We start from the raw sequence: 20,361 nt of genomic DNA, 5'->3' as shown, positions 1-20,361 counted from the left end.
CCACCTGGCGGAGCCCTCCGACCGACGCTGCGCTCAGGAGACCGAGATGGCCCCGTTGCTGGCGCGCACGCAGGCCACCGAGCGGGCGCTGGTGGAGGCCGCGCCGCTCAGGCACTGGCCGAGCACCTGGTGCCCGGTGGCGTTCGGGTGCCACGACTCCTGGCAGGTCTGGAAGTAGCTGACGCAGGTGTTCGCGATCCGCTGGATGGCGATCTTGTCCTTGCCGGCGAGGCTGGTGACGAAGGTGCCGGTCGCGCCGTCCTGAAGCCGGATCGGAGTGGCCAGCGCGCCGGTCGGGCTGCCGGTCTGCTCGCAGAGCCGGGCACCGTTGAAGGCCTGCTGCACGTTCAGGTACACCAGGTCGTCGGCCGGGAACTCGGCGGCCAGCGTGTCCCTGGTGGACTTCACGATGCTGCCCAGGCCTTGGGAGAAGCGGTGCCCCGGCGCCAGGCTGGCCCGGTGGATCGGGCACCCGCCCGCGTACCGCTCGGCGCCGAGGTCACGGAACTTGTCCCGGGTGTCGTCCCGGCCGTCCTCCTCGTGGAACGTCTGGTTCAGGTCCAGCGGCAGCGGGTTCGTGTAGTCCTGGAACACCACCCGGTGCTGACCGTCCGCGTCCACCTGGTCGAGGGTGGTGAGGATCTGGCGTACGGCCGCCGTGGTCTCCGCGGTCGCGGCGCTGAGCTGCGCGGCGGTGGCCAGGTCGGCGTCGCTGCACGGCTTCTGCTCCACCGGGCCGTTCAGGTACGCCCAGAACTCCCACCAGCCGGTCCAGGCGTCGGCGATGAACCGGTTGGCGCACTTCTCCGCGACGCTGCCGAAGGTGAACGAGCTGTTGTTGGAACCGAGGCCGATCAGCACCAGGTCGATGTCCTGGGTCTGCGCGACGGCGCGCAGCTGGCTCAGCTGCGAGGCCACGGTACGACCGTTGGCCCGCGCCTGGGAGGCGTTGGCGATGTCGTGCGGCTGGCCGCCGGAGCAGGCCAGGTTGAACCGGTTCTGGATGCCCGGCAGGTTGGCCTGGTGGAGCGAGGCGTTCGCCGAGCGGTGGCAGAAGAACGCGTTGTTGTTCGCCGCCGTCCAGCCGGGGAAGCCCTGGCTGACGCCGTTGACGTCGACCACCGGGGTGTACGCCCCGGCGCCCTCGCCACTGATGAAGCTGTCTCCGAGCGCCACCGCGGCGGTGGGCAGCGCGGCGGACGCGGGTGCGGGCAGCGCGACGGCGGTCGACAACGCGGCCATGGCGATCGTGAGTCCCGCGGCGAGCGCGGTACGCCGGAACCTGGGCATGGGGCTCCCATCCATCGAAAGATGAAAGATTCTCTGAGGGCGCGATCAGATCACCCCTGCACGACGGACGTCAATGGCCCGTAACAGATTCGTTCGATGAAAGACACGCGCGCGTAGGCAGGACGCGGTACCGCGTCGAGGTCGGCGTGCGGTGGTGGGTGGTGGCGCGCGGCGCTACCGGGCGACCCGGCCGCCGCGGTTCAGCACCGCCGCGCCGGCGACGTTCAGACCGACACCCCAGATCAGGAGTACGCACAGCCACTGCACCCACCGCAGCGCCGTCATCTCTCCCGAGAGCAGGTTGCGCACGCTGCCGAACGGGGTGAGCCACGGCTGCGCGGCCTCCACCCCGCCCAGCAGCGCGAACAGCCCCAGCGGCAGGACGATGGTGGCCAGGAACGCCACCGCCGCCGAGCGCACCAACAGGCCCAGCCCGGTGCCCACCAGCCCGGCGACGAACTGCACCAGCACACTGCCCACCGCTACCGTCCAGGCGTTCCGCCACGGCTCGTCGGCGACCTCGGCCGTGGTGAGGGCGAGCGTCGCGGCGCAGATCAGCACGCCGATGACGCCGATGACGACCGCCGGCAGCCCCACCGCGAGCACGGTGGGCAGGATCGCCGGGCGCACCGGCGCCCGGCGCAGGTCGCTGACCAGCAGGATGCCGAAGAGCGGGGTCGCCACCGACATCAGGCTCTGGACGGTGCCCGAGAGTTCGGCGAAGGTCCGGTCGGCCGGAGCCACCGCCGCGACCAGCGCCACGGCGGCCAGCAGCCCCGCCACCAGGGTGCCCACCAGCAGCCACCGCCGGGCCCGGGTGCCAAGGGAGCGCCGCAGGGCGTCGCGAAACGTCTCGGTCACCGCAATCGCCTCCCGATCTCCTCGACCCGGACCGGCGCGCACCCCGCGCGCACATCGGCCGCGATCACGGCTGAGCGTACCGGCGGCGCTGTCTCTGCGTGGCCCCATGATCACCCGCCGGCTGTTCGTTGGCTCACGTCCCGAGGGACCCGCGCGGCGGGTCGCACAGGGCCTCCGACACTTGTCCTAGCCTCGGGCTAGGCTCGCTGCGGCGCGCCACGCCGGCTGATGTCGCCGGTGACCGGCAGCACACCGCCGAGACCGGGGAGTACGACCAGTTGACCGCAGAGCCTGACACCCTGTACGGGGCCGATGACCTCACCCACCTTGAGGGGCTGGACGCTGTCCGCAAGCGGCCCGGCATGTACATCGGTTCCACCGACAGCCGTGGCGTGGGTCACCTCGTCAACGAGATCCTCGACAACTCCACCGACGAGGGAGTCGCCGGCCACGCCAGCCACGTCGAGGTGATCCTGCACCCCGACGGCTCCGTGCAGGTCGACGACGACGGCCGGGGCATCCCCACCGACGTGCACGCCAAGTCCGGCATCTCCGGCGTCGAGCTGGTGCTGACCCGGCTGCACGCGGGCGGCAAGTTCGGCGGCTCCGGCTACAAGACCTCCGGCGGTCTGCACGGCGTCGGCGCGTCGGCGGTCAACGCGCTGTCCCGCCGCTTCGACGTGACCGTCCGCCGGGCCGGCAAGATCCACACGATGTCGTTCCGGCACGGCGTCCCGGGCATCTTCGACGGCGACGGGCCGGACGCCCCGTTCACCGCCGGCCCCGGCCTGCAGGTGACCGGCGCCATGAAGCGCGGCCAGCGCACCGGCACCTCGATCCGCTGGTGGCACGACGCCCGCTACTTCGAGACCGGTGCGGCGCTCGACGTCGACGCCGTCCGGATGAAGCTGCGCAACACCGCGTTCCTGGTCCCCGGCGTGACCTACCTGCTGCGCGACCTGACCGGTGAGGCGCCCGCCGAGGAGCGGTTCCACTACCCCAACGGGCTCAGCGACATGGTGGAGTTCCTCGCCCCGGCCGGCGACCGGCCGGTCTCCGGCATCCTGCTGGTCAACGGCGAGGGCACCTACCGGGAGAACGCCGCCGACGCCAACGGCGTGATGCAGTCCAACGTGCAGCGGCGGGCCGAGGTCGAGGTGGCGTTCCGGTGGGGCACCGGTTACGAGCGCACCGTCGAGTGTTTCACCAACACCATCCGCAACGCGCACGGCGGCACCCACCGCAAGGGCTTCGAGCGGGCCCTGGTCCGCGCGCTCGCCGACGCGATCCGCAACACTCGCGGTCTGCTCAAGGCCAAGGAGGAGCCACCCATCCTGGACGACGTCCTGGAGGGGATGACGGCCGTGGTGCATGTGCGGATCCCCGAGCCGCAGTTCACCTCCCAGACCAAGGACGAGCTCTCCACCACCGGCATCACCAAGGTGCTCCAGTCCCTGGTCGACGCGCACGTCAAGGCCTGGCTGGAGGACCGGCGCACCAAGGCCGAGGCGCGCACCGTCCTGCAGAAGATCGTCGACGCCGCCCGGGTGCGGCTCACCCAGAAACAGCAGAAGGACGCCGCCCGGCGCAAGACCGCCCTGGAGGGCGCGTCCATGCCGCCGAAGCTGGTCGACTGCCGGGCCACCGGCATCGACCGCAGCGAGTTGTTCATCGTCGAGGGTGACAGCGCCCTGGGAACGAGCCGGATGGCCCGCTCCTCGGAATACCAGGCGCTGCTGCCGATCCGCGGCAAGATCCTCAACGTGCAGAAGGCCAACCTCCAGCAGGTTCTGGACAATGCCGAGTGCGCGGCCATCGTGCAGGTGCTCGGCGCCGGCTCGGGGCGCACCTTCGACCTCTCCGCGCTGCGTTACGGCCGTGTGCTGATCATGGCCGACGCCGACGTGGACGGCGCCCACATCCGGACGCTGCTGATCACCCTGTTCGCCCGGTACATGCGGCCGCTGATCGAGGCCGGTCGGCTCTACGCCGCGATGCCGCCCCTGCACAAGATCACCACCAGGGGGCGCAACCCGCAGACCGTCTACACCTACACCCAGGCCGAGATGGAGACGACGGTCCGCAAGCTGGAGAAGGCCGGCAAGCAGATCGTCACCCCCATCCCACGGTTCAAGGGTCTCGGTGAGATGGACGCCGACGAGCTGTGGGACACCACGATGAACCCGGCCACCCGTGCCGTCCGCCGGATCACCCTGGACGACGTCGAGGCCGCCGAACGCATCCTCGAACTGCTGATGGGCGAGAAGGTCGAGCCGCGCCGCAACTGGCTGATCGACTCCGCCGACCGGGTCGACCGGGAAGCGATCGACGCGTGAGCATCCGTCTCGCTCTAGTGGAAAGCTGAGTCATGGCACGCCGTAAGGAAAACAAGGTCGACCTCTCCTCGTTCGACCAGGCCGGCGCGCGGGTCTTCGACAATCCGCTGGTCACCGAGGTTTCCGACTCCTACCTGGAGTACGCGTTCTCGGTCATCCACTCCCGCGCCCTGCCCGACGCCCGCGACGGCCTCAAGCCCGTGCACCGGCGCATCCTCTGGTCGATGTACGAGCAGGGGTACCGCCCCGACCGTGGGCACGTGAAGTCCGCCCGAATTGTCGGGGATGCGATGGGTAAGTACCATCCGCACGGCGACACGGCGATCTACGACGCCATGGTGCGCCTCGCCCAGGACTTCTCGCTCAACGTGCCGCTCATCGACGGGCACGGCAACTTCGGCAGCCCTGACGACGGCCCGGCAGCATCGCGGTACACCGAAGCGCGGATGTCCCGCGAGGCCATGCTGCTCGTCGGTGAGCTGGGCGAGGACACCGTCGACGTCGAGCCCAACTACGACGGGTCGCTGACCCAGCCGACGGTGCTGCCGGCGGCCTTTCCCAACCTGCTGGTCAACGGCGCGTCCGGGATCGCGGTCGGGATGGCCACCAACATGATCCCGCACAACCTGGCGGAGGTCGTTTCCGCCGCCCGCTGGCTGATCAACCACCCGGACGCCACTTTGGACAAACTCATGGAGTTCGTCCCCGGCCCCGACCTGCCCACCGGCGGGGTGCTGCTGGGCCTGGACGAGGTGCGCCGGGCGTACGAGACCGGGCGCGGCGTGGTGCGGATGCGCGGCAAGGTGGAGATCGGCCCGATCGAGGGCAGCCGGGGCCGCCAGGCGATCACCGTGGTCGAGCTGCCCTACGGCGTCGGCGCGGAGAAGGTCATCGCCGCGATCACCAACGAGGTCACCAAGACCAAGCGGCTGACCGGCATCGCCGACGTCAAGGACCTCACCGACCGGGAGAGCGGCACCCGGCTCGTCGTCGAGTGCAAGGTCGGCGTCAACCCGCAGGCGCTGCTCGCCGACCTCTACCGGCTGACCCCGCTGGAGCAGTCGTTCGGCGTCAACAACCTGGTCCTGGTCGACGGGCAGCCGCGCACGCTGGGTCTCAAGGCGCTGCTGGAGGTCTTCCTGTCGCACCGCTACGAGGTGGTCACCCGACGCACCTCGTACCGCCGCCGCAAGCGTCAGGAGCGGCTGCACCTGGTCGACGGTCTGCTGATCGCGCTACTGGACATCGACGAGGTGGTCCGGCTGATCCGGGGCAGCGACGACGCGCAGGCCGCGAAGGACGGGCTGATGAGCCGGTTCGGCCTCTCCGACATCCAGGCCACGTACATTTTGGACACCCCGCTGCGTCGGCTGACCAAGTTCGACCGGATCGAGCTGGAGGCCGAGCAGGAACGGCTGCGCGGCGAGATCGCCGAGCTGAGCAAGATCCTCGACGACGAGCGGGTGCTCCGCAAGGTGGTCTCCGACGAGTTGGCGTCAGTGGTCAAGCAGTTCGGCACCGACCGTCGGACGACGCTCGTCGACGGTGACCTGAAGGAGGTGCTGGCCGCGTCCGCGCCGGCCGGCCCGCTGGAGGTCGCCGACGATCCGTGCCAGGTGATCCTCTCGGCTACCGGGCTGGTCGCCCGGACCGCTGCCGAGTCGGAGGAGAGCGCCGAGGGGCGTCGCCGCAACGGCCGGGTCAAGCACGACACGGTACGCGCCATCGTGCATTCCACCGCCCGGGGCCGGGTGCTGCTGTTGACCAGCGCCGGTCGGGCGTTCAAGGTCGACGTCCTGCCGCTGCCGGTGCTGCCCGAGCAGGCGGGCACGGTGTCACTGCGGGGCGGTATGTCGGCGGCCGAGCTGGTGCCGTTGGCGGCGGGGGAGACCGTCGTCGGCCTGGCGCCGCTCGGCGGGCAGGCGGATGGCTCCCCGGGGCTGGCGTTGGGCACCCGGCAGGGCGCGGTGAAGATCTGCGCGCCGGAGTGGCCGGTGCGCTCCGACGAGTTCGAGGTGATCGGTCTGCGCGACGGTGACGAGGTGGTCGGTGCGACCTGGCTGACCGACGGCGCCGAGACGTTGACGTTCGTCACCTCGGAGGCGGCGCTGCTGCGCTTCCCCGCCGGGTTGGTCCGCCCGCAGGGCCTCAAGGGCGGTGGTATGGCTGGCATCAACCTGCCGGCTGGCGCGCGGGTGGTGTTCTTCGGCGCGGTGCGCACCGACGATCCGGGGCATGGCGATCCGATGGTGGTGACCTCCACCGGCGCGACGGTGAAGGTGACGCCGTTCAAGGCGTACCCGGCGAAGGGTCGGGCGACCGGCGGCGTGCGCGCGCACCGCTTCCTCAAGGGTGAGACGGACGTGGCCGTTGCCTGGGTGGGCCCGCGACCGGTCGGCGCGACCGGCACCGGCGACCCGGTGGAGCTGCCCGCGGCGGATCCTCGGCGCGACGGCAGCGGCTTCGCGGTGATGCTCGGCCCGACGGTGGTGGGTCACCTGATCGAGCGCGACTGACCCACCCACCTGCGGCGTCGCCCGAGCGTGCCAGGTCCGCCGAAGATCGTGCTCGATCCTGGAAGTAGTGGCATCACCGACGCGGTGATGCCACTCGATCCTGGATCGAGCACGATCATGGGGAGCGGGGTCTCCGGAAGAGCGCTATGGTGGGGCCCTCTGTTGTCGGCGGCGGTGGAGATCCCGATGGTCGGCCACGGCTACAGCCTGAACGTCGCGGTAGCCGGCTCCCTGGTCCTCTACAAGTTAGCCGGCCTCCTCTAGCACAAGGCGAGACGTTCGAGGCGGCGGCGGACCTCCTCGGCTGCGGGGTCGCGCACGTCCTCGTAGATCCGCGCGGCCAGGCGCCAAGCGGCAGCGGCGGCGTTCCGGTCGCCCATCCCTTCCCGGGTGTCCCCTAGCCGGATGAGGGTTTCCGCCTCGTGGTACCGGTCCGCGGAGGCGCGAAAGAGGTGGATCGCCTGCTCGTAGCAGTCGACCGCGCGGTCGCGTTCACCGAGGCGGTCGTAGGCGAAGCCGAGGCTGTCCAGCGTCGCGGCCTGACCGTTGCGGTCGTCGGTCCGGCGTTGCTGGTCGAGGGCCTCGCTGCAGCTGGCGATGGCCTGGACGTAATCGCCGGTGGTGGCGAGCAGCCAACCGATCGCGTTCAGGGTCCGGGCTTCGCCCGCATGGTTGCCGACGAGCCGGTAGAGCCGCAGCGCCTCGCGACCGTGTGTGAGCGCCTCGTCGAGCCGGCCGTCCAGGTAGCAGAGTTCGCAGTAGTTGTGCAGCGTCTGGGCCTGGCCGATCGGGTCGCCGAGCCGTTCGTGCAGCTCAAGCGCGCGCTTGAGCCGGTGCTCGGCCGTGGTGCGGTCGCCCAGTCGGATCAGTGCGCGGGAGAGCAGCCGGTTGGCGACGGCCTGTCCGGCGAGGTCGTCGATCTTCTCCGCGGCCGTCAGCGCGACACTCTGGATGGCGAGTTGGTCCTGCCAGAGGCCGCGCGGCGCCGAGAAGGTGGTCAGCGCCCACGCGATCTGCCAGGCGTACGCTTCGAAGCCGTTCTCGGCGGCCTGTCGGACCACCCGGACCAGCACCCGATGCTCCGCCGTGAACCAGGCGAGTGCGCCGTCGTGATCGGTCACCGGCCGCCTGGCGGGTACGGGAAGCGGGGCCACCGGCTCGATTGCGGGCCACTGCGGCTGCAGCAGCAGGGCGGCCGGGTAGGCGGCGTGCAGGTAGTGGTCGTACAGGCGCTGTCGGGCTGCGACGTGTTCGTCGCCGCGTTCCGACGACTGCGCGAGTTCGGCAGCGTAGGCGCGCAGGAGGTCGTGGAAGGCGAACCGGCCGGGCGTGTGTTCCGTCAGCAGGTGGAGCCGGGTCAGTTCCCGCAGGATCGGTGTGACGGCGGTGGCCGGCACGCCGGCGAGCGCCGAGGCCGCGGCGGCGGTCAGGTCCGGGCCCGGATGCAGCCCCAGCAGGGTGAACAGCCGGGCCGCGTCCGCACCGAGGGCCAGGAACGACCACGAGAAGACGCGCCGGACGTCGCCGTCGGCCAGCGCGTCCAGCCGTGCCTCGGCCGAGTGCAGTTCGGCGGCGATCGCGCTGAGCGGAAACGTGGGATGGGTCGCGGCACGCGCCGCGACGATCGACAGTGCCAGCGGAAGCCGGCCTGCGGCCTCGATGATGTCGGCCACGGCCCCTGACGCGGAGGTTAGCCGGTTGTCCCCGAGACGTCTGGCCAGCAGGCTCATCGACTCCTCCGCCGTGAGCACGTCCAGTGTCAACGGCGTGGCGCACTCGCTGGCGACCAGGCCGCCGAGTCGGTCACGGCTGGTTACCACGACCATGCAGCGGCCCGCGCCGGGCAGCAGGGCGCGCACCTGGGCGGAGTCGCGAGCGTTGTCGAGCACCAGGAGCATCCGACGGGAGGCCAGCAGGCTGCGGTAGAGACCAGTCCGCGCCTCCGTGTCGGAGGGTATCCGCGCGTGGGGCACGCCGAGCGCTTCGAGGAAGCCGGACAGGGCGTCGGCCGGGGACACCAGGCCGACTTCGTCGTAGCCGCGAAGGTTCACATAGAGCTGGCCGTCCGGGAAACGGTCGGCCACCCGGTGCGCCCAGTGCAACGCCAGGGTGGTCTTGCCGACTCCGGCCATGCCGGACACCACAGAGATGGTCACGCTCGTGGGCAACTCGGCCCCGCCGCTCAGCAGCCTGTCGAGGCTCGCCAACTCGACGCTGCGTCCGACGAACTCCGGCACCGCACGTGGCAGTTGCTCGGGACGTTGGTGGAGCGGCCCCACCGCCGTGCCCGACGCCGGCCGGTCCGGCCCCGTCGGTGGTTGCGCCGTCAGTCCCGGGCGGTGATGCAGGATGTCGTCGTAGAGTGCGACGAGCTCGGGTGCGGGATCGAGGCCGGTCTCCTCGGCCAGTTTCTGTCGGGCCTGCCGGTAGGCGTCCAGCGCGCCGGCCACGTCTCCGATGCGGTACAGGCCCACCATCAGTTGGCCCCACGCCCGCTGTCGCAGCGGGTGCCTGTCGAGCAGGCCGCGTAACCGGTGCACGACGTCGGCCGACGCGCCGAGGGCCAGCATCGCCTCGGCGTGGTCCTCCTCGACGAGCAGCCGGCGTTCCTCCAGTTGCGCCACTCGCCGCGCCAGCCGTGGGCGCAGTGGCAGGTCGGACAGTGGTGCACCACGCCACAGGCGTAGCGCGTCGGAGAGTTCGGCCTCGGCCCGGTCCAGGTCGGACGCCGCGAGCGCCTCACGACCCCGCGCCGCGGCGGCGTCGAACAGGTCCAGGTCCCGTTCGCCGGGGCCCACCCGCAGCAGGTAGCCGCCGGCCGCGGCGGTTATCCCATCCCAGCTCGCCCCACCGCCCAGCGACCGCCGCAATCCACGCACGTAGGTGCGCAGGTTCGCCGCGGCAGACGCCGGCGCGTCGTCGCCCCACAGCATCGCTGTCAACTCGTCGGTGCCGACGACCTCATTCGGGCGCAGCAACAGGGTCGCCAGCAGGAGACGCTGCTTCACCGAGCCCAGTGGAACCGACCGGCCGTCGTGGTACACCCGGAACGGGCCGAGGAGTTCGAAACGCAACCAGGCACCTCACCTGTGGGCACTGCCATGTGCTGCCACGTTTACAACACCCGGACAACGCGGGCGAGCGGATGTCTGTACGCCAGTTGTGCGGCGGTTGTACGGGGCCCACCGTACCGTTCTACCGTCCGCACCGCCCCATCCACGAGCGTCCACCCCTTGCCCCCGGTCGACTCGTCTCGTCGTGCCCGGGGTGGGACCGCGTGGCCGGCCGCCTGAGGGCCGATGTGGCCGGTTTGACCCCTCGTCATCATCCCGACGACCTGAACATCAGATTGGATCACACTCAATGAAATCCAGGATTGCCGCGCTACTGACGGCCGTCGCACTGGCATTCACAGCAATGGTCGTGACAGCAGGTCCGGCCTCCGCCGCCACGGCCCCGTGCCGCCAGTACAGCTACGGCTACGGCGGAACCGGCAACTGCGTCAAGGCCATTCAGGGCATCGCGAACGTCCTCTCGATCACCAACGGGGCGCGGTCCGAGGCGGGTCCGGTCGCCCGGGACGGTCGCTTCGGCTCCCAGACGCAGGCCGCGATCATCAAGATCCAGCGTGCGGCAGGCATCGCCGTCGACGGATACGTCGGCCCGCAGACGTGGCGGGCGCTCTGCTACTACGGGGCGTTCTGGGGACACGACATGCAGGCCAAGGCCGACTACCGCTGGGCGAAGTCGTACGCCTGCTGATCCGCCCATCAGCCGGCTGCGACGCACCTGCCGACCAGCGACTCGCAAGGTAGGTCCGGACGCGGGGGGTGTCCGGACCTATCTTGCGGCTCCCCCGGCCTCATCGCCGTCGCGGCGGTGGGGCGGCTGCCGCCCGGGGGCCAAGGTCAGGCGACGTTGTGGGGGCGGAACTGAACGCTCACCCGAGGGCCCACCGGGCGGGTGGTCTTGGGGATGGCGTGCTCCCAGGTGCGTTGACACGAGCCGCCCATGACGATCAGGTCGCCGTGGCCCACCGGGAAGCGGAGGCTCTCACCGCCGCCGCGTGGGCGGAGCAGCAGCGGTCGGGGCGCTCCGAAGGAGACGATCGCGACGATGGTGTCGCTGTGCGCGGAGCGGCCGATGGTGTCGCCGTGCCAGGCCACGCTGTCGCGCCCGGAGCGGTAGAGGCACATGCCGGCGGTGACGAAGGGCTCGCCCAACTCGGGCGCGTAGTGGCTGGTCAGCGCGGCCCGTGCGGCGGTGAGCACGGGGTGGGGGAGTTGCCGTGCGCCGTCGTACCAGCAGAGCAGCCGGGGCACGTCGACCTCGGCGTCATACATGGTGCGCCGCTCGGCCCGCCAGGGCACCTCGGTGAGCAGGGTGTCGAGGACCGAGTCGGAGCCGCGCACCCAGCCGGGGAGGTGGTCGACCCAGGCGCCCCGGCTGAGCTGGTGTCGGCGGATCTGGCCGGGCAGTGGTCCCAGTGTAGGCCCGGCGTCGGCCAGGTCGAGCATCGACGGCTGGTAGGCGGCCTGCGTCATGCAGCCACCCTAGCAGCAGTTTCGTACACCCGTGCGAATGGTGGCGGTGGCGCGGTCAGCGCGGCACGGCGACACGCACCGCGTCGAACACCGCGTCCACGACCCGGGCCCGACCCTGCCCGTCGACCGTGGACCAGGCGCGCGCGGCGAGCGTCGCCCGCCGCTGCGGCGAGCTGAGCAGCCTGTGCAGGGTCCGCGCCGCCGTGGCGCGGGCGGCGCGTCCGGCGACACCGCCGGCGGTCAGCTCCGGCAGTTCGCCGAGGCCGGCGGCCAGGCCGTGCCGCACCACCCGGGTGTACGACTCACGTTGGTTGTCGACCACGCAGACCAGGGCGCTGGGGGCGCCCAGGCAGCAGAGTTCCCAGGTGGACGTGCCGGCGGCGCTGACCACCAGGTCGGCTCCGGTGATCAGGGCCGGCAGCGAGGTGGTGGGCGGGACCGGTCGGATGATCTGCCCCCGCCCGGGGGTGACGTCCTCGATCTCCGCTTCGATCTCGGGTCGCCCGACGATGACCGTGAGGTCCATCGGGTGACCGGCGGCCACCAGCACCCGGGTCAGCACCGGGGCGGCACCCACCGCGTCGGTGCCGCCGAAGAAGGCCAGCACCCGGGGGCGGCTGACCGCCGTGGCGGGCGGGGCGACCGGCGGCCGGGCGTTGATCACGCTGTCGCGCAGCAGGGCGTACCCGCTGCCGGCGAGCAGCCGGCCCGGCAGCCCCGGCAGCTCCGCGCCGAAGTTCTGGTCGAGGTAGAGATCGGCGACCTGGCCCCGGCTGTCGCCGTCGATGATGGCGACCGTGTACACACCGGCGGCGCGAAGCGCGCCCGCGCCGGCCGGGTCCAGGTCGTAGGAGTCGAGGACCAGCACGTCCAGTTCGTGTCGGCGGGCCGCCTCGACCAGATCGGCCGCCGAGTCCGGGCCGGGGAGCAGCGGGATGCCCCGCGCGGCCAGCTCCGCGGTGGCCCAGTCGAGCCGTTCGACGGTGCCGAACACCGTGACGTCGGCGCCCCGGGCGAGGAACTCCTCGGCGAGCGCCAGGCAGCGGACGAGATGGCCGACACCGCGCCGGGGGCCGGCGTCGCAGCGCAACCCGACCCGCACAGTGCTCAGGACTCCTCCAGTTGCTTCTGTCGGACGTCGGCGTTGAGCGCGCGCAGCCGGGGCTGACCGTCGAGCCAGTCGGTGAGCTTGGCCAGCGGCACGCTGACGTCCCCGAAGTGGTCGATGATCGCGCTGACCAGCGCCCAGTCCTGCTCGGTGTCGAGGGTCAGCCGCAGTGCGGAGCGGTCCGGGGTGAGCGTCACCCCGAGCACCCGGAACAGCTCCGGGTGGGTGTACGCGTACGAGGTGACGTGTACCCGGTGGTGGTCGGTGGCGAGCCGGCCCAGGGTGCGGAGCGTCTCCGCTCGGATGATCTCGACGTCCAGCCCACGGGGCAGGGTCCGGGCGATCGACGTGCTCGCGTAGTCCAGCCCGGGGACCGCCCGGTACACCGACGCGACCAGGTTGATGATCTCCGGGTCGAGCAGCGGGCAGTCGGCGGTGAACCGCATGACGGCGTCCCCCGGGTGCGCCGCGAGGGCGCCCACGAACCGGTCCAGCACGTCGTCGACCGGCCCGCGGTGGCACGGCACGTCCAGCCGCGCGCACTCGTCGGCCACCGCGTCGTCGACAGTGTCGGTGCTGGTGGCGACCACCAGGTCGGCGAGGACGCCGCTGTCCTGGGCGGCGCGGACCACCCGGCCCAGCACGGACCGTCCGGCGAGCGGGCGGAGCACCTTGCCGGGCAGCCGGGACGAACCCATGCGCGCCTGCACGATGCCGACGATCCGTGGCCGCGTGCCGGTCCCGGGCGGCGGTAGGCCGGTCACTGCTGCTCCTCCTGCTTGGGGGCGAGCACCGCGATGGCCCGGCGTTTGGCGGCGCGGGCGCCCCGCTTGGCCAGCCGGGCCGGGGTGATGGCGAGCCGACCCACCCGGTAGCTGATCGACCCGCTGAGCAGGCTGATCGTGGTCTCGGCCCGGCGCAGCGCCCGTTCCCGTGAGGTGAGCAGTTCCTCGGTCCACGCGGTCAACGCGGCCAACCGGGTGAGTTCCTCGCGCTGGCGCAGCCACGCCTCACGCAGCTGCTGGTAGCTGTGCCCGCCGATGGGTGGGTCGGTCGGGGCGACGGCGTGCAGCTCGGTGGCGAGGTCGGCAGTGCCGGCGGCGTCCAGCCCGTGCAGGGCCGCGGCGATGGCCGCCTCGGCCTCGACCGCCTCGCTGACTGTCGCCCGGTCGAGGTCGTGGCCGGCGAGGCCGCCGAGCACCACGGTCAGGCCCGCCACGTCGAGGGTGGACGGCCACGGATGGGCGTACCCGCCGGTGAGCAGGCCCGTGGCGAAGCGCCACAGCGCGCGGGCGAGCACCACGTCGGCGGGGAGCGCGGCGGTGACCCGCCAGCTGGGGTCGAGCACCGCGTACCGCTCGCCGTCGAACACGACGTTGTCGGTGCCGGCCAGCGCCGCAGCGCCGGCGATCCGGCCGTCGGCGTCGGCCTGGTCGGTGAGCCAGCCCGCGTACCCCCGCAGCAACGCGCGCACCGTGCCCAGGTCGCGGCGCACTGCCGCGTCGAGCAGCACGGTACGCAGCAGCCGGCCGGACGGCACCGGCCCGGACAGCGCGTCCGCGTCCCGGTAGGCGGCCTTCCCGCTGGCGAACGGTGCGCCGGCCGGGGTCCTCGGGTTGCTGGTGGGGATGAGTCCCCAGCGCCAACCGGAGGGGCCGTGCAGCACCTCGAGCACGCCGATCCCGGGACGGCCGGTCTGCACGAGCGCCACCGGCAGGTCCCGGTCGGCGGTCGGCGTGCTCGGGTCCTCCGGGTCGGCGGGGCGGTGGGCGAGGGTCAGCCAACCCGGCGCGAGGTCGGCGGCGCGCCCTGCGTGCAACGCGTCCACCGCCAGCCGGGCCGGGTCCTGGAGCACTGTGGCGCTGGTGAAACCCCCGGCGCAGGCACCGTGCAGCACCGCGTCGAACAGACCGGAGCCGGCGTCCCGGTCGAGGTGGTCGGCGTCCAGCAAGGCCGTCGGGGTGCTGACATCGGGGTACGCGGCCCAGCACGTGGCCGGCATCAGCCCCGCCACGCTGAGCCGCTCGCGCAGCTGGTCCCGGTTGGCCGGGCGGGCGCGGTCCAGCACGCCGCCGATCGCCCAGGCGGCATCGTCGCGGCGGGCGTACCAGGGGGTGGTGTCGACCAACCGGTGCAGGCCCAGTGGGTTGTCCAGGCGCAGCAGCAACGCGCCACCCGGTCGCAGCACGGTGACCAGTCGGGCCAGCACGCCGTCCCAGCCGAGCTGGGTGCCCTCCACCGACTCCACCGGGTCCAGTCCGGCGGCCGCGATCACCACGTCGTACGTCTCGTCCTCGGGCAGCCCGGCCGGGCCGCCCACCACCAGGCGGGCCGCCCGGTGCGCCAGCGCCACCGCGTCCGGGTGGCTGCGCAGCAGGCAGGTCACCTCGGCGTGGGCGAGCTGGTCGAGCAGCGCCGGGTCGTGTGGACCGGCCACCAGGACCCGGGCGCCGGGCGGCACCAGCCGGGCGGCCAGCGCGGCGAGCGGCCCGCCGTCGGCCAGCCGTTCCTGCGGCAGGTCGGACCAGGCCAGCATCTCGCCGCCCGGCAGGGTGATCCGGCCGGCGGGTGCCGTCTCAGTCGTCACGGTCTTCCTCTTCCTCCTGGAGGTTCGCCCAGCCGAGCAGCTCGCGCAGTTCGGCCGGCGTGCAGCGGTGGTCGGTGCCCAGCTCGGCGCGGGCGATCTCGACCGCGGTGGGCAGGTCGACAGTGCTGCCGTGCAGCTGCGGCCACTGCCGCCGGATCCGCGCGGTGCCGCCGAAGGTGGGGTCCTCGTTGGACAGGATCATCGGGTCGCCGTAGACGGCTGGTTCACACCCCGCCGCGATGCCGTAGAAGATCGCGCTGGTCAGCCGGTTGGAGGCGACCCGGCGGTGCCGGCGCAGCTCGGTGAGCTGTCGGTCGAGGAAGTCCGGGTCGGTGTCCTTCCACCAGTGCCCCCGGTAGCCGTGGCAGATCACCCGGAATCCGGCGCGTTCGTAGAGCCGGCGCACGTTGCGCATGCGGTACTCGTGCCAGTAGAGGCAGACCGTCACCGGGCCGGGTTCGGTGTCCCGGATCAGGGCGATCAGTTTGCGGTGGTCGCCCTTGACGTGCTGCCCCTCCCAGCCGTGGAAGGGGTACCAGATGGTGCCTTCGCGCTCTTCGGCCGGTGGGTCCTCGGGTCGCAGGGCCAGCAGGTAGACGAACGGCGCGCCGATGACGACCACGTTGCGTCGCCCCACCGACCAGGCACGGCGACGGGTCTGCTCCGACCAGAGCAGGCTGGGGGTGCGCTCGGCGTACGGGTGCCCGGGGGCCAGACCGTCACCGATGTTCCAGCCGTGCTGCACGTACCCGTTGATCCGGGGTGGGTGCCGGTCGCCGAGGCCGGCGTAGCGGGCCAGCACGTGCGCGTGGCCGTAGAAGTGGTTGGCGTGGTGCATCAGGTTCCCATCAGGCGGCGGTACGCACCGAGCCGACCCGCACCGCGGCGGTCAGCGCGTCGATGACGCGGTCCTGGTCGGCGTCGCTGAGCCCCGGGTAGAGCGGCAGCGACAGCTGTTGGGAGTAGAACGACTCGGCCACCGGGCAGGAGCCACGTCGGTAACCCAGGTCGGCGAAGGCCGGGTGCCAGTGCACCGGGATGTAGTTGACCTGGACCCCGATGCCGGCGGCCCGCATCCGGTCGTACACCTCGCGGCGGCGACCGTCGAGCACCCGGATCGGGTAGAGGTGCCAGGCCGGGTCGGCCCACGGTTTGCGGGTGGGCAGCAGGACGCCGTCCAGGTCGGCCAGCGCCTCGTCGTAGCGGGCGACCAGGGCGCTGCGCCGGGCGGTGAACTCGCCGAGGCGACGCAGTTGGCTGCGGCCCAGGGCGCAGAGCACGTCGGGCAGCCGGTAGTTCAGCCCGAACTCGTGGACCTCCTGGTGCCAGCCGCCCTCGTCCGGGAACCGCAGGTCGTCGCGTTCGCGGACCACGCCGACGCCACGGAACCGGCGGGCCCGTTTCAGGATCTCCGGGTCCAGCGCCGCGACGGCGCCGCCCTCGGCGGTGGTCAGGTTCTTGGTGGGGAAGAACGAGAACGTGGTCAGGTCGGCGAGCGAACCGACCGCCCGACCGTGGTACGTCCCGCCGATCGAGTGCGCCGCGTCGGCGAGGAGCAGCGCGTCACTGCCCTCGACCGACGTGCGCAGCGCGTCGTAGTCGGCGGGGTGGCCGGCGTAGTCGACTGCGGCGACGACAGTGGTGCGGGAGGTGACAGCGGCGGCGGCCGCCGCCGGGTCGAGGCAGAACGTCTCGTCGTCGACGTCGGCGAACACGATTTTCGCGCCGAGGGCGACCGCGCTGCTCGCGGTCGCCACGAACGTCATCGGCGGGACGACCACCTCGTCGCCCGGTCCCACCCCGGCTGCCGCGTACGCCACGTGCAGCGCCGCGGTGCCGTTGGAGACGGCGGCGACGCCGACCCCGCCGGTCCACCGGGCCAGGTCGGCCTCGAAGGCGTCGACCTGCGGGCCGGTGGTGAGCCAGTCGCCGCGCAGCACGTCGGCGACCGCCGCGATGTCGTCCTCGTTGATCGACTGCCGGCCGTACGGGAGCATCCCCGTCATCAGTTGATGCCGAGCATGTCGCGCAACTGCTCGACGGTGAGCCACTCGTCGTTGGTGTCCGACTGGTAGGCGAAGCCGTCCGGCACCGGGTCGCAGTCGACCGGTGCCTGGTAACCCCAGGTGGCGATGGTCGGCTGGACGATGAACCGCCCCTCGGCGCGCAGCGTCCGCCGGCTGTCGTCGGGCGCGATCATCTCCTCGTGCAGCTTCTCGCCCGGCCGGATTCCGATCTCGTGCGTGGTGGCGTCCGGGGCCACGGCCTCGACCAGGTCGAGGATGCGCATGCTCGGGATCCGTGGCACGAACAGCTCGCCACCCTGCATCTGGTCGAACGAGTCCATGACGAACTGCACGGCCTGGTCGAGGGTGATCCAGAAGCGGGTCATCCGCTTGTCGGTGATCGGCAGGCTCTTGCCCTCGGCGGCCAGCCGACGGAACAGCGGGACGACCGAGCCGCGGCTGCCCACCACGTTGCCGTAGCGCACCACCGCGAACCGAGTGGGGTGCTGGGCGGCGTAGTGGTTGGCCGAGACGAAGAGCTTGTCGCCGACCAGCTTCGTCGCGCCGTACAGGTTGATCGGGCTGGACGCCTTGTCGGTGGAGAGCGCGATGACCTTCTTGACACCGGCCTCGATCGCCGCGTCGACGACGTGCTGCGAGCCGGTGATGTTGGTCGCGATGTACTCCGAGGGGTTGTACTCGGCGGTGTCCACCTGCTTGAGCGCGGCGGCGTGCACCACGTGGTCCACACCGTGCATGGCCCGGGTGAGGCGGTGCCGGTCCCGGATGTCGCCGATGAACCAGCGCAGCCGCGGGTCGTCGCCGAGTTGCTGGCGCAGCTCGTACTGCTTGAGCTCGTCGCGGGAGAACACCACCACGCGGGCGGGGTCGGCCTCGTTGAGGATGTGCCGGAGGAACGTCCTGCCGAAGGAACCAGTTCCCCCGGTGATCAGAATGGACGATCCATTCAACTCACTCAATGTGGTGCTCCCGTGTTCGTGGATGAACGAGCGGCCCTGGGCCAGCCGACCGGGGTGACACGCTAGCCATGGCGGGTTAACTCCCCGGCGCTCGCGGGTGAACCGCAACCTCTGCTCCTGTGAATGCCGGACACCGCGCAGGCGAACACTTCCGGTCGCCCCGGATGTGGGCTGACCTGGGCGGATCCGACCGCTACAGTGGCCGCGCGAACGACCGGCGGCAGTGCGTGCGACCCGGTCCCGCGTTCACCCGACATCCACACCAGCTCGGTGCGAGCGGGCCAGCCAGTGCGGCACCGACGCCAGCCGACGAGCCCGACGGGCCGGCGCGGGGCCTGGTCCGGCCGGCAATTCTGGAGGCGTTGATGGCACCCGGTAGTGACGTGATCGACCGGCCGGTGGTGGTGGCCGAGACGCCCAGCGGTCCGCCCGCCAGGCGGTGGCTGGTGCCGCTGGTGCTGCTGGCCGGGTGGGTGCTCAGCGTGGCCTGGCGGATGTGGTTGTCCCGGCACATCGTGCTGCCGATCGCCCACACCGACGAGGACAGCTACCTGAACACCGCCCGCGCGCTGGCGGGCGGACCGGGCGGCTTCAGCAGCGAGAACGATCTGCTGCGTCGGGTCGGCTACCCGATGCTGATCTCGCCGGCGTTCCTGGGGGACCGGGATTTCACCGACAGCTACCGGATCGTCCAGCTGATCAACGCGATGGTGAACTCGACGCTGCTGCCGTTGGCGTACCTGTTCGGTCGCCGACTGTTCCAGCTGCGCCGGTCGTACGCGCTGCTCGGCGCGGTCGCGGCGGCGACGCTGCCGGCCACCGCCTTCTACGCGGGCGTCGCCATGATCGACGCGGTGTTGGCGCCGCTCGTGGTGGCCTGGCTGCTCGCCGTGCACCGCTGGATCGCCCGGCCCGGCCCGGTCGCCGCCGCCACCGTCGGCCTGCTGGTCGGTGGGTTCCATCTGCTGCACTCCCGTGGCCTGGTGATCGTGGCCGTGCACGCCGGACTGGTGCTGCTGCTGTTCGTCCGCCGCCGGATCAGCCCACCCGTGGTGCTCGCGGCGCTGCTGCCGGTCCTCGCCATGGCGCTCGTCAACGAGGCCGCCATCCGCCACCTCGGCGGCAGGGTCTACCTGCTCGGCAGCACCCCCGACGGCAGCACCTTCGAGGCGCTCGCCTCCGCCCAGGGGCTGGTCCGCACGAGCGCGGCGGTCGCCACCCAGCTCTGGTACCTCGTGGTGATCACGTTCGGGATGGCCGGGGTGGCCTGGGCCGGTGCCGTGCGCGAGCTGTGGCGCCCCCGGCACGGCGACGCGGGCCGTTGGACGATGGGGGTGGCGCTGGTGGTGACCATCGGGGTGGCCGGTGGCGCGTCGGTCATCCTGTCCGGAGTCACCGGCAAGCCGTTGGACGCCATCTACGGCCGCTACGTGCAGATGCTGGCGCCGTTCTGGCTGCTGGTCGGCCTCGGGGTGCTGTTCACCGCCGGGTGGCGGGAGGTGCAGCGCCGGGCGGCCGTCGCGGTGGCGCTGCTGGTCGGTGGCGGTGCGCTGGTCGCCGCTCGACTCGCCTATGTGGCCAGCCAGGGCCACCGGTTGCGGTACGGCGGTTTCAGCGCGCCGGACCTGATGGCGTTGACCGGGGGCTGGCGGGAGCTGCGACCGGTGGTCGGTTCGCTGGTCGGCATCGCCGGCTGCGTGCTGCTGGTCGCCACGGTCCGGGTGCCCCGCCTGCGGCTGCCGATCCTCGGCGTCCTCGTGGCGGCCAACCTCGTCACGATGCAGGTGATCGACCAGCGGATCGTGCGGCCGACCGCCGAACGCACCCAGCCGACGCCCCGGGTGGCCGACGTCGGCGTACGCCCCGGTGAGCGGGTGTGGGCCTCGACCGGTGTGCAGTACATCCTCCGGTTCAACCTCAGCCACCAGGTGACCTGGACCGACGTGCGGTGGTTCGACGACGGGCGACCGCCGGCCGTGGCGCAGGTGGTCTTCGCCCGCTGGGCGCCCGGGCAGGCCGACGACTGGGACGGCACGGCGTACGGCTTCGTCCGGCTCGGCGGCAACCCGCAGCAGCACTGGGCGGCGTGGCGGCGGGTCTGATCCGCCAGGCCCCGGTGGACACCGCTGTCCG

Annotated in this window: 14 protein-coding genes; 4 read left to right on the top strand and 10 right to left on the bottom strand. The window is 72.0% G+C overall.

The window, feature by feature from the left end; translation table 11 throughout:
* Positions 1-33 precede the first annotated feature (33 nt).
* The gene (locus ACX27O_RS21870) at positions 34-1,290 is read right to left on the bottom strand and encodes an SGNH/GDSL hydrolase family protein (RefSeq protein ID WP_357638669.1); all 1,257 of its coding nucleotides are present in this window, start codon (positions 1,288-1,290) and stop codon (positions 34-36) included.
* 174 nt (positions 1,291-1,464) lie between these two features.
* On the bottom strand, positions 1,465-2,151 hold the full coding sequence (locus ACX27O_RS21865; RefSeq protein WP_030335864.1) for a hypothetical protein: 687 nt from the start codon (positions 2,149-2,151) through the stop codon (positions 1,465-1,467).
* 278 nt (positions 2,152-2,429) lie between these two features.
* On the opposite strand from ACX27O_RS21865, the gene ACX27O_RS21860 reads away from it, so the two are divergent.
* Positions 2,430-4,487 carry a DNA gyrase/topoisomerase IV subunit B gene (locus ACX27O_RS21860; RefSeq protein ID WP_458939997.1) on the top strand — a complete coding sequence of 686 codons (2,058 nt, stop codon included), beginning with the start codon at positions 2,430-2,432 and terminating at the stop codon, positions 4,485-4,487.
* A 32-nt stretch (positions 4,488-4,519) separates the two neighbouring features.
* Positions 4,520-7,003, top strand: coding sequence for a DNA gyrase/topoisomerase IV subunit A (locus ACX27O_RS21855; protein ID WP_458939996.1), 2,484 nt, complete (start codon positions 4,520-4,522; stop codon positions 7,001-7,003).
* A gap of 260 nt (positions 7,004-7,263) precedes the next feature.
* Here the strand turns inward: ACX27O_RS21855 and ACX27O_RS21850 are convergent, their stop codons facing one another.
* Positions 7,264-10,077, bottom strand: coding sequence for an AfsR/SARP family transcriptional regulator (locus tag ACX27O_RS21850; RefSeq protein ID WP_458939995.1), 2,814 nt, complete (start codon positions 10,075-10,077; stop codon positions 7,264-7,266).
* A 349-nt stretch (positions 10,078-10,426) separates the two neighbouring features.
* Here ACX27O_RS21850 and ACX27O_RS21845 point away from each other — a divergent pair, with 349 nt between their 5' ends.
* A complete protein-coding gene (locus tag ACX27O_RS21845) occupies positions 10,427-10,765 on the top strand; it encodes a peptidoglycan-binding domain-containing protein (RefSeq protein ID WP_458939994.1) in 339 nt (112 codons plus the stop codon).
* Positions 10,766-10,911: 146 nt separating this feature from the next.
* On the opposite strand, the gene ACX27O_RS21840 is transcribed toward ACX27O_RS21845, so the two are convergent.
* The 7 genes from ACX27O_RS21840 to pseB are packed head-to-tail and all read right to left on the bottom strand — an operon-like array spanning position 10,912 to position 18,228.
* Positions 10,912-11,547 carry an alpha-ketoglutarate-dependent dioxygenase AlkB gene (locus ACX27O_RS21840; RefSeq protein WP_030335857.1) on the bottom strand — a complete coding sequence of 212 codons (636 nt, stop codon included), beginning with the start codon at positions 11,545-11,547 and terminating at the stop codon, positions 10,912-10,914.
* 55 nt (positions 11,548-11,602) lie between these two features.
* Positions 11,603-12,658 carry a PseG/SpsG family protein gene (locus ACX27O_RS21835; protein ID WP_358130638.1) on the bottom strand — a complete coding sequence of 352 codons (1,056 nt, stop codon included), beginning with the start codon at positions 12,656-12,658 and terminating at the stop codon, positions 11,603-11,605.
* Positions 12,655-13,419, bottom strand: coding sequence for a glycosyltransferase family protein (locus tag ACX27O_RS21830; protein ID WP_307857804.1), 765 nt, complete (start codon positions 13,417-13,419; stop codon positions 12,655-12,657). Before ACX27O_RS21830 ends, ACX27O_RS21835 begins: the two co-directional genes overlap by 4 nt.
* Positions 13,416-15,242: a methyltransferase domain-containing protein gene (locus tag ACX27O_RS21825; RefSeq protein WP_458939993.1), complete on the bottom strand. Its 1,827-nt coding sequence runs from the start codon at positions 15,240-15,242 to the stop codon at positions 13,416-13,418. Before ACX27O_RS21825 ends, ACX27O_RS21830 begins: the two co-directional genes overlap by 4 nt.
* On the bottom strand, positions 15,232-16,080 hold the full coding sequence (locus tag ACX27O_RS21820) for a hypothetical protein (RefSeq protein ID WP_210859779.1): 849 nt from the start codon (positions 16,078-16,080) through the stop codon (positions 15,232-15,234). The genes ACX27O_RS21825 and ACX27O_RS21820 overlap by 11 nt, the downstream gene beginning before the upstream one ends.
* Before the next feature lie 10 nt (positions 16,081-16,090).
* Positions 16,091-17,248 carry a DegT/DnrJ/EryC1/StrS family aminotransferase gene (locus ACX27O_RS21815; RefSeq protein WP_458939992.1) on the bottom strand — a complete coding sequence of 386 codons (1,158 nt, stop codon included), beginning with the start codon at positions 17,246-17,248 and terminating at the stop codon, positions 16,091-16,093.
* On the bottom strand, positions 17,248-18,228 hold the full coding sequence (pseB, locus tag ACX27O_RS21810; RefSeq protein ID WP_030335851.1) for a UDP-N-acetylglucosamine 4,6-dehydratase (inverting): 981 nt from the start codon (positions 18,226-18,228) through the stop codon (positions 17,248-17,250). The genes ACX27O_RS21815 and pseB overlap by 1 nt, the downstream gene beginning before the upstream one ends.
* 365 nt (positions 18,229-18,593) lie before the next feature.
* Here pseB and ACX27O_RS21805 point away from each other — a divergent pair, with 365 nt between their 5' ends.
* Positions 18,594-20,330, top strand: a complete 1,737-nt coding sequence (locus ACX27O_RS21805; RefSeq protein WP_458939991.1) for a hypothetical protein — start codon at positions 18,594-18,596, stop codon at positions 20,328-20,330.
* Positions 20,331-20,361: the final 31 nt, after the last annotated feature.

Source organism: Micromonospora sp. SD19, assembly GCF_054462275.1.
This window is presented reverse-complemented; position numbering and strand designations above follow the sequence as displayed.

Coding starts and splice junctions, on each gene's coding strand:
- ACX27O_RS21870 (WP_357638669.1), bottom strand. CDS start 1,290: ATGCCCAGGTTCCGGCGTACCGCGCTCGCCGCGGGACTCACGATCGCC.
- ACX27O_RS21855 (WP_458939996.1), top strand. CDS start 4,520: ATGGCACGCCGTAAGGAAAACAAGGTCGACCTCTCCTCGTTCGACCAG.
- ACX27O_RS21840 (WP_030335857.1), bottom strand. CDS start 11,547: ATGACGCAGGCCGCCTACCAGCCGTCGATGCTCGACCTGGCCGACGCC.
- ACX27O_RS21820 (WP_210859779.1), bottom strand. CDS start 16,080: ATGCACCACGCCAACCACTTCTACGGCCACGCGCACGTGCTGGCCCGC.
- ACX27O_RS21815 (WP_458939992.1), bottom strand. CDS start 17,248: ATGACGGGGATGCTCCCGTACGGCCGGCAGTCGATCAACGAGGACGAC.
- ACX27O_RS21805 (WP_458939991.1), top strand. CDS start 18,594: ATGGCACCCGGTAGTGACGTGATCGACCGGCCGGTGGTGGTGGCCGAG.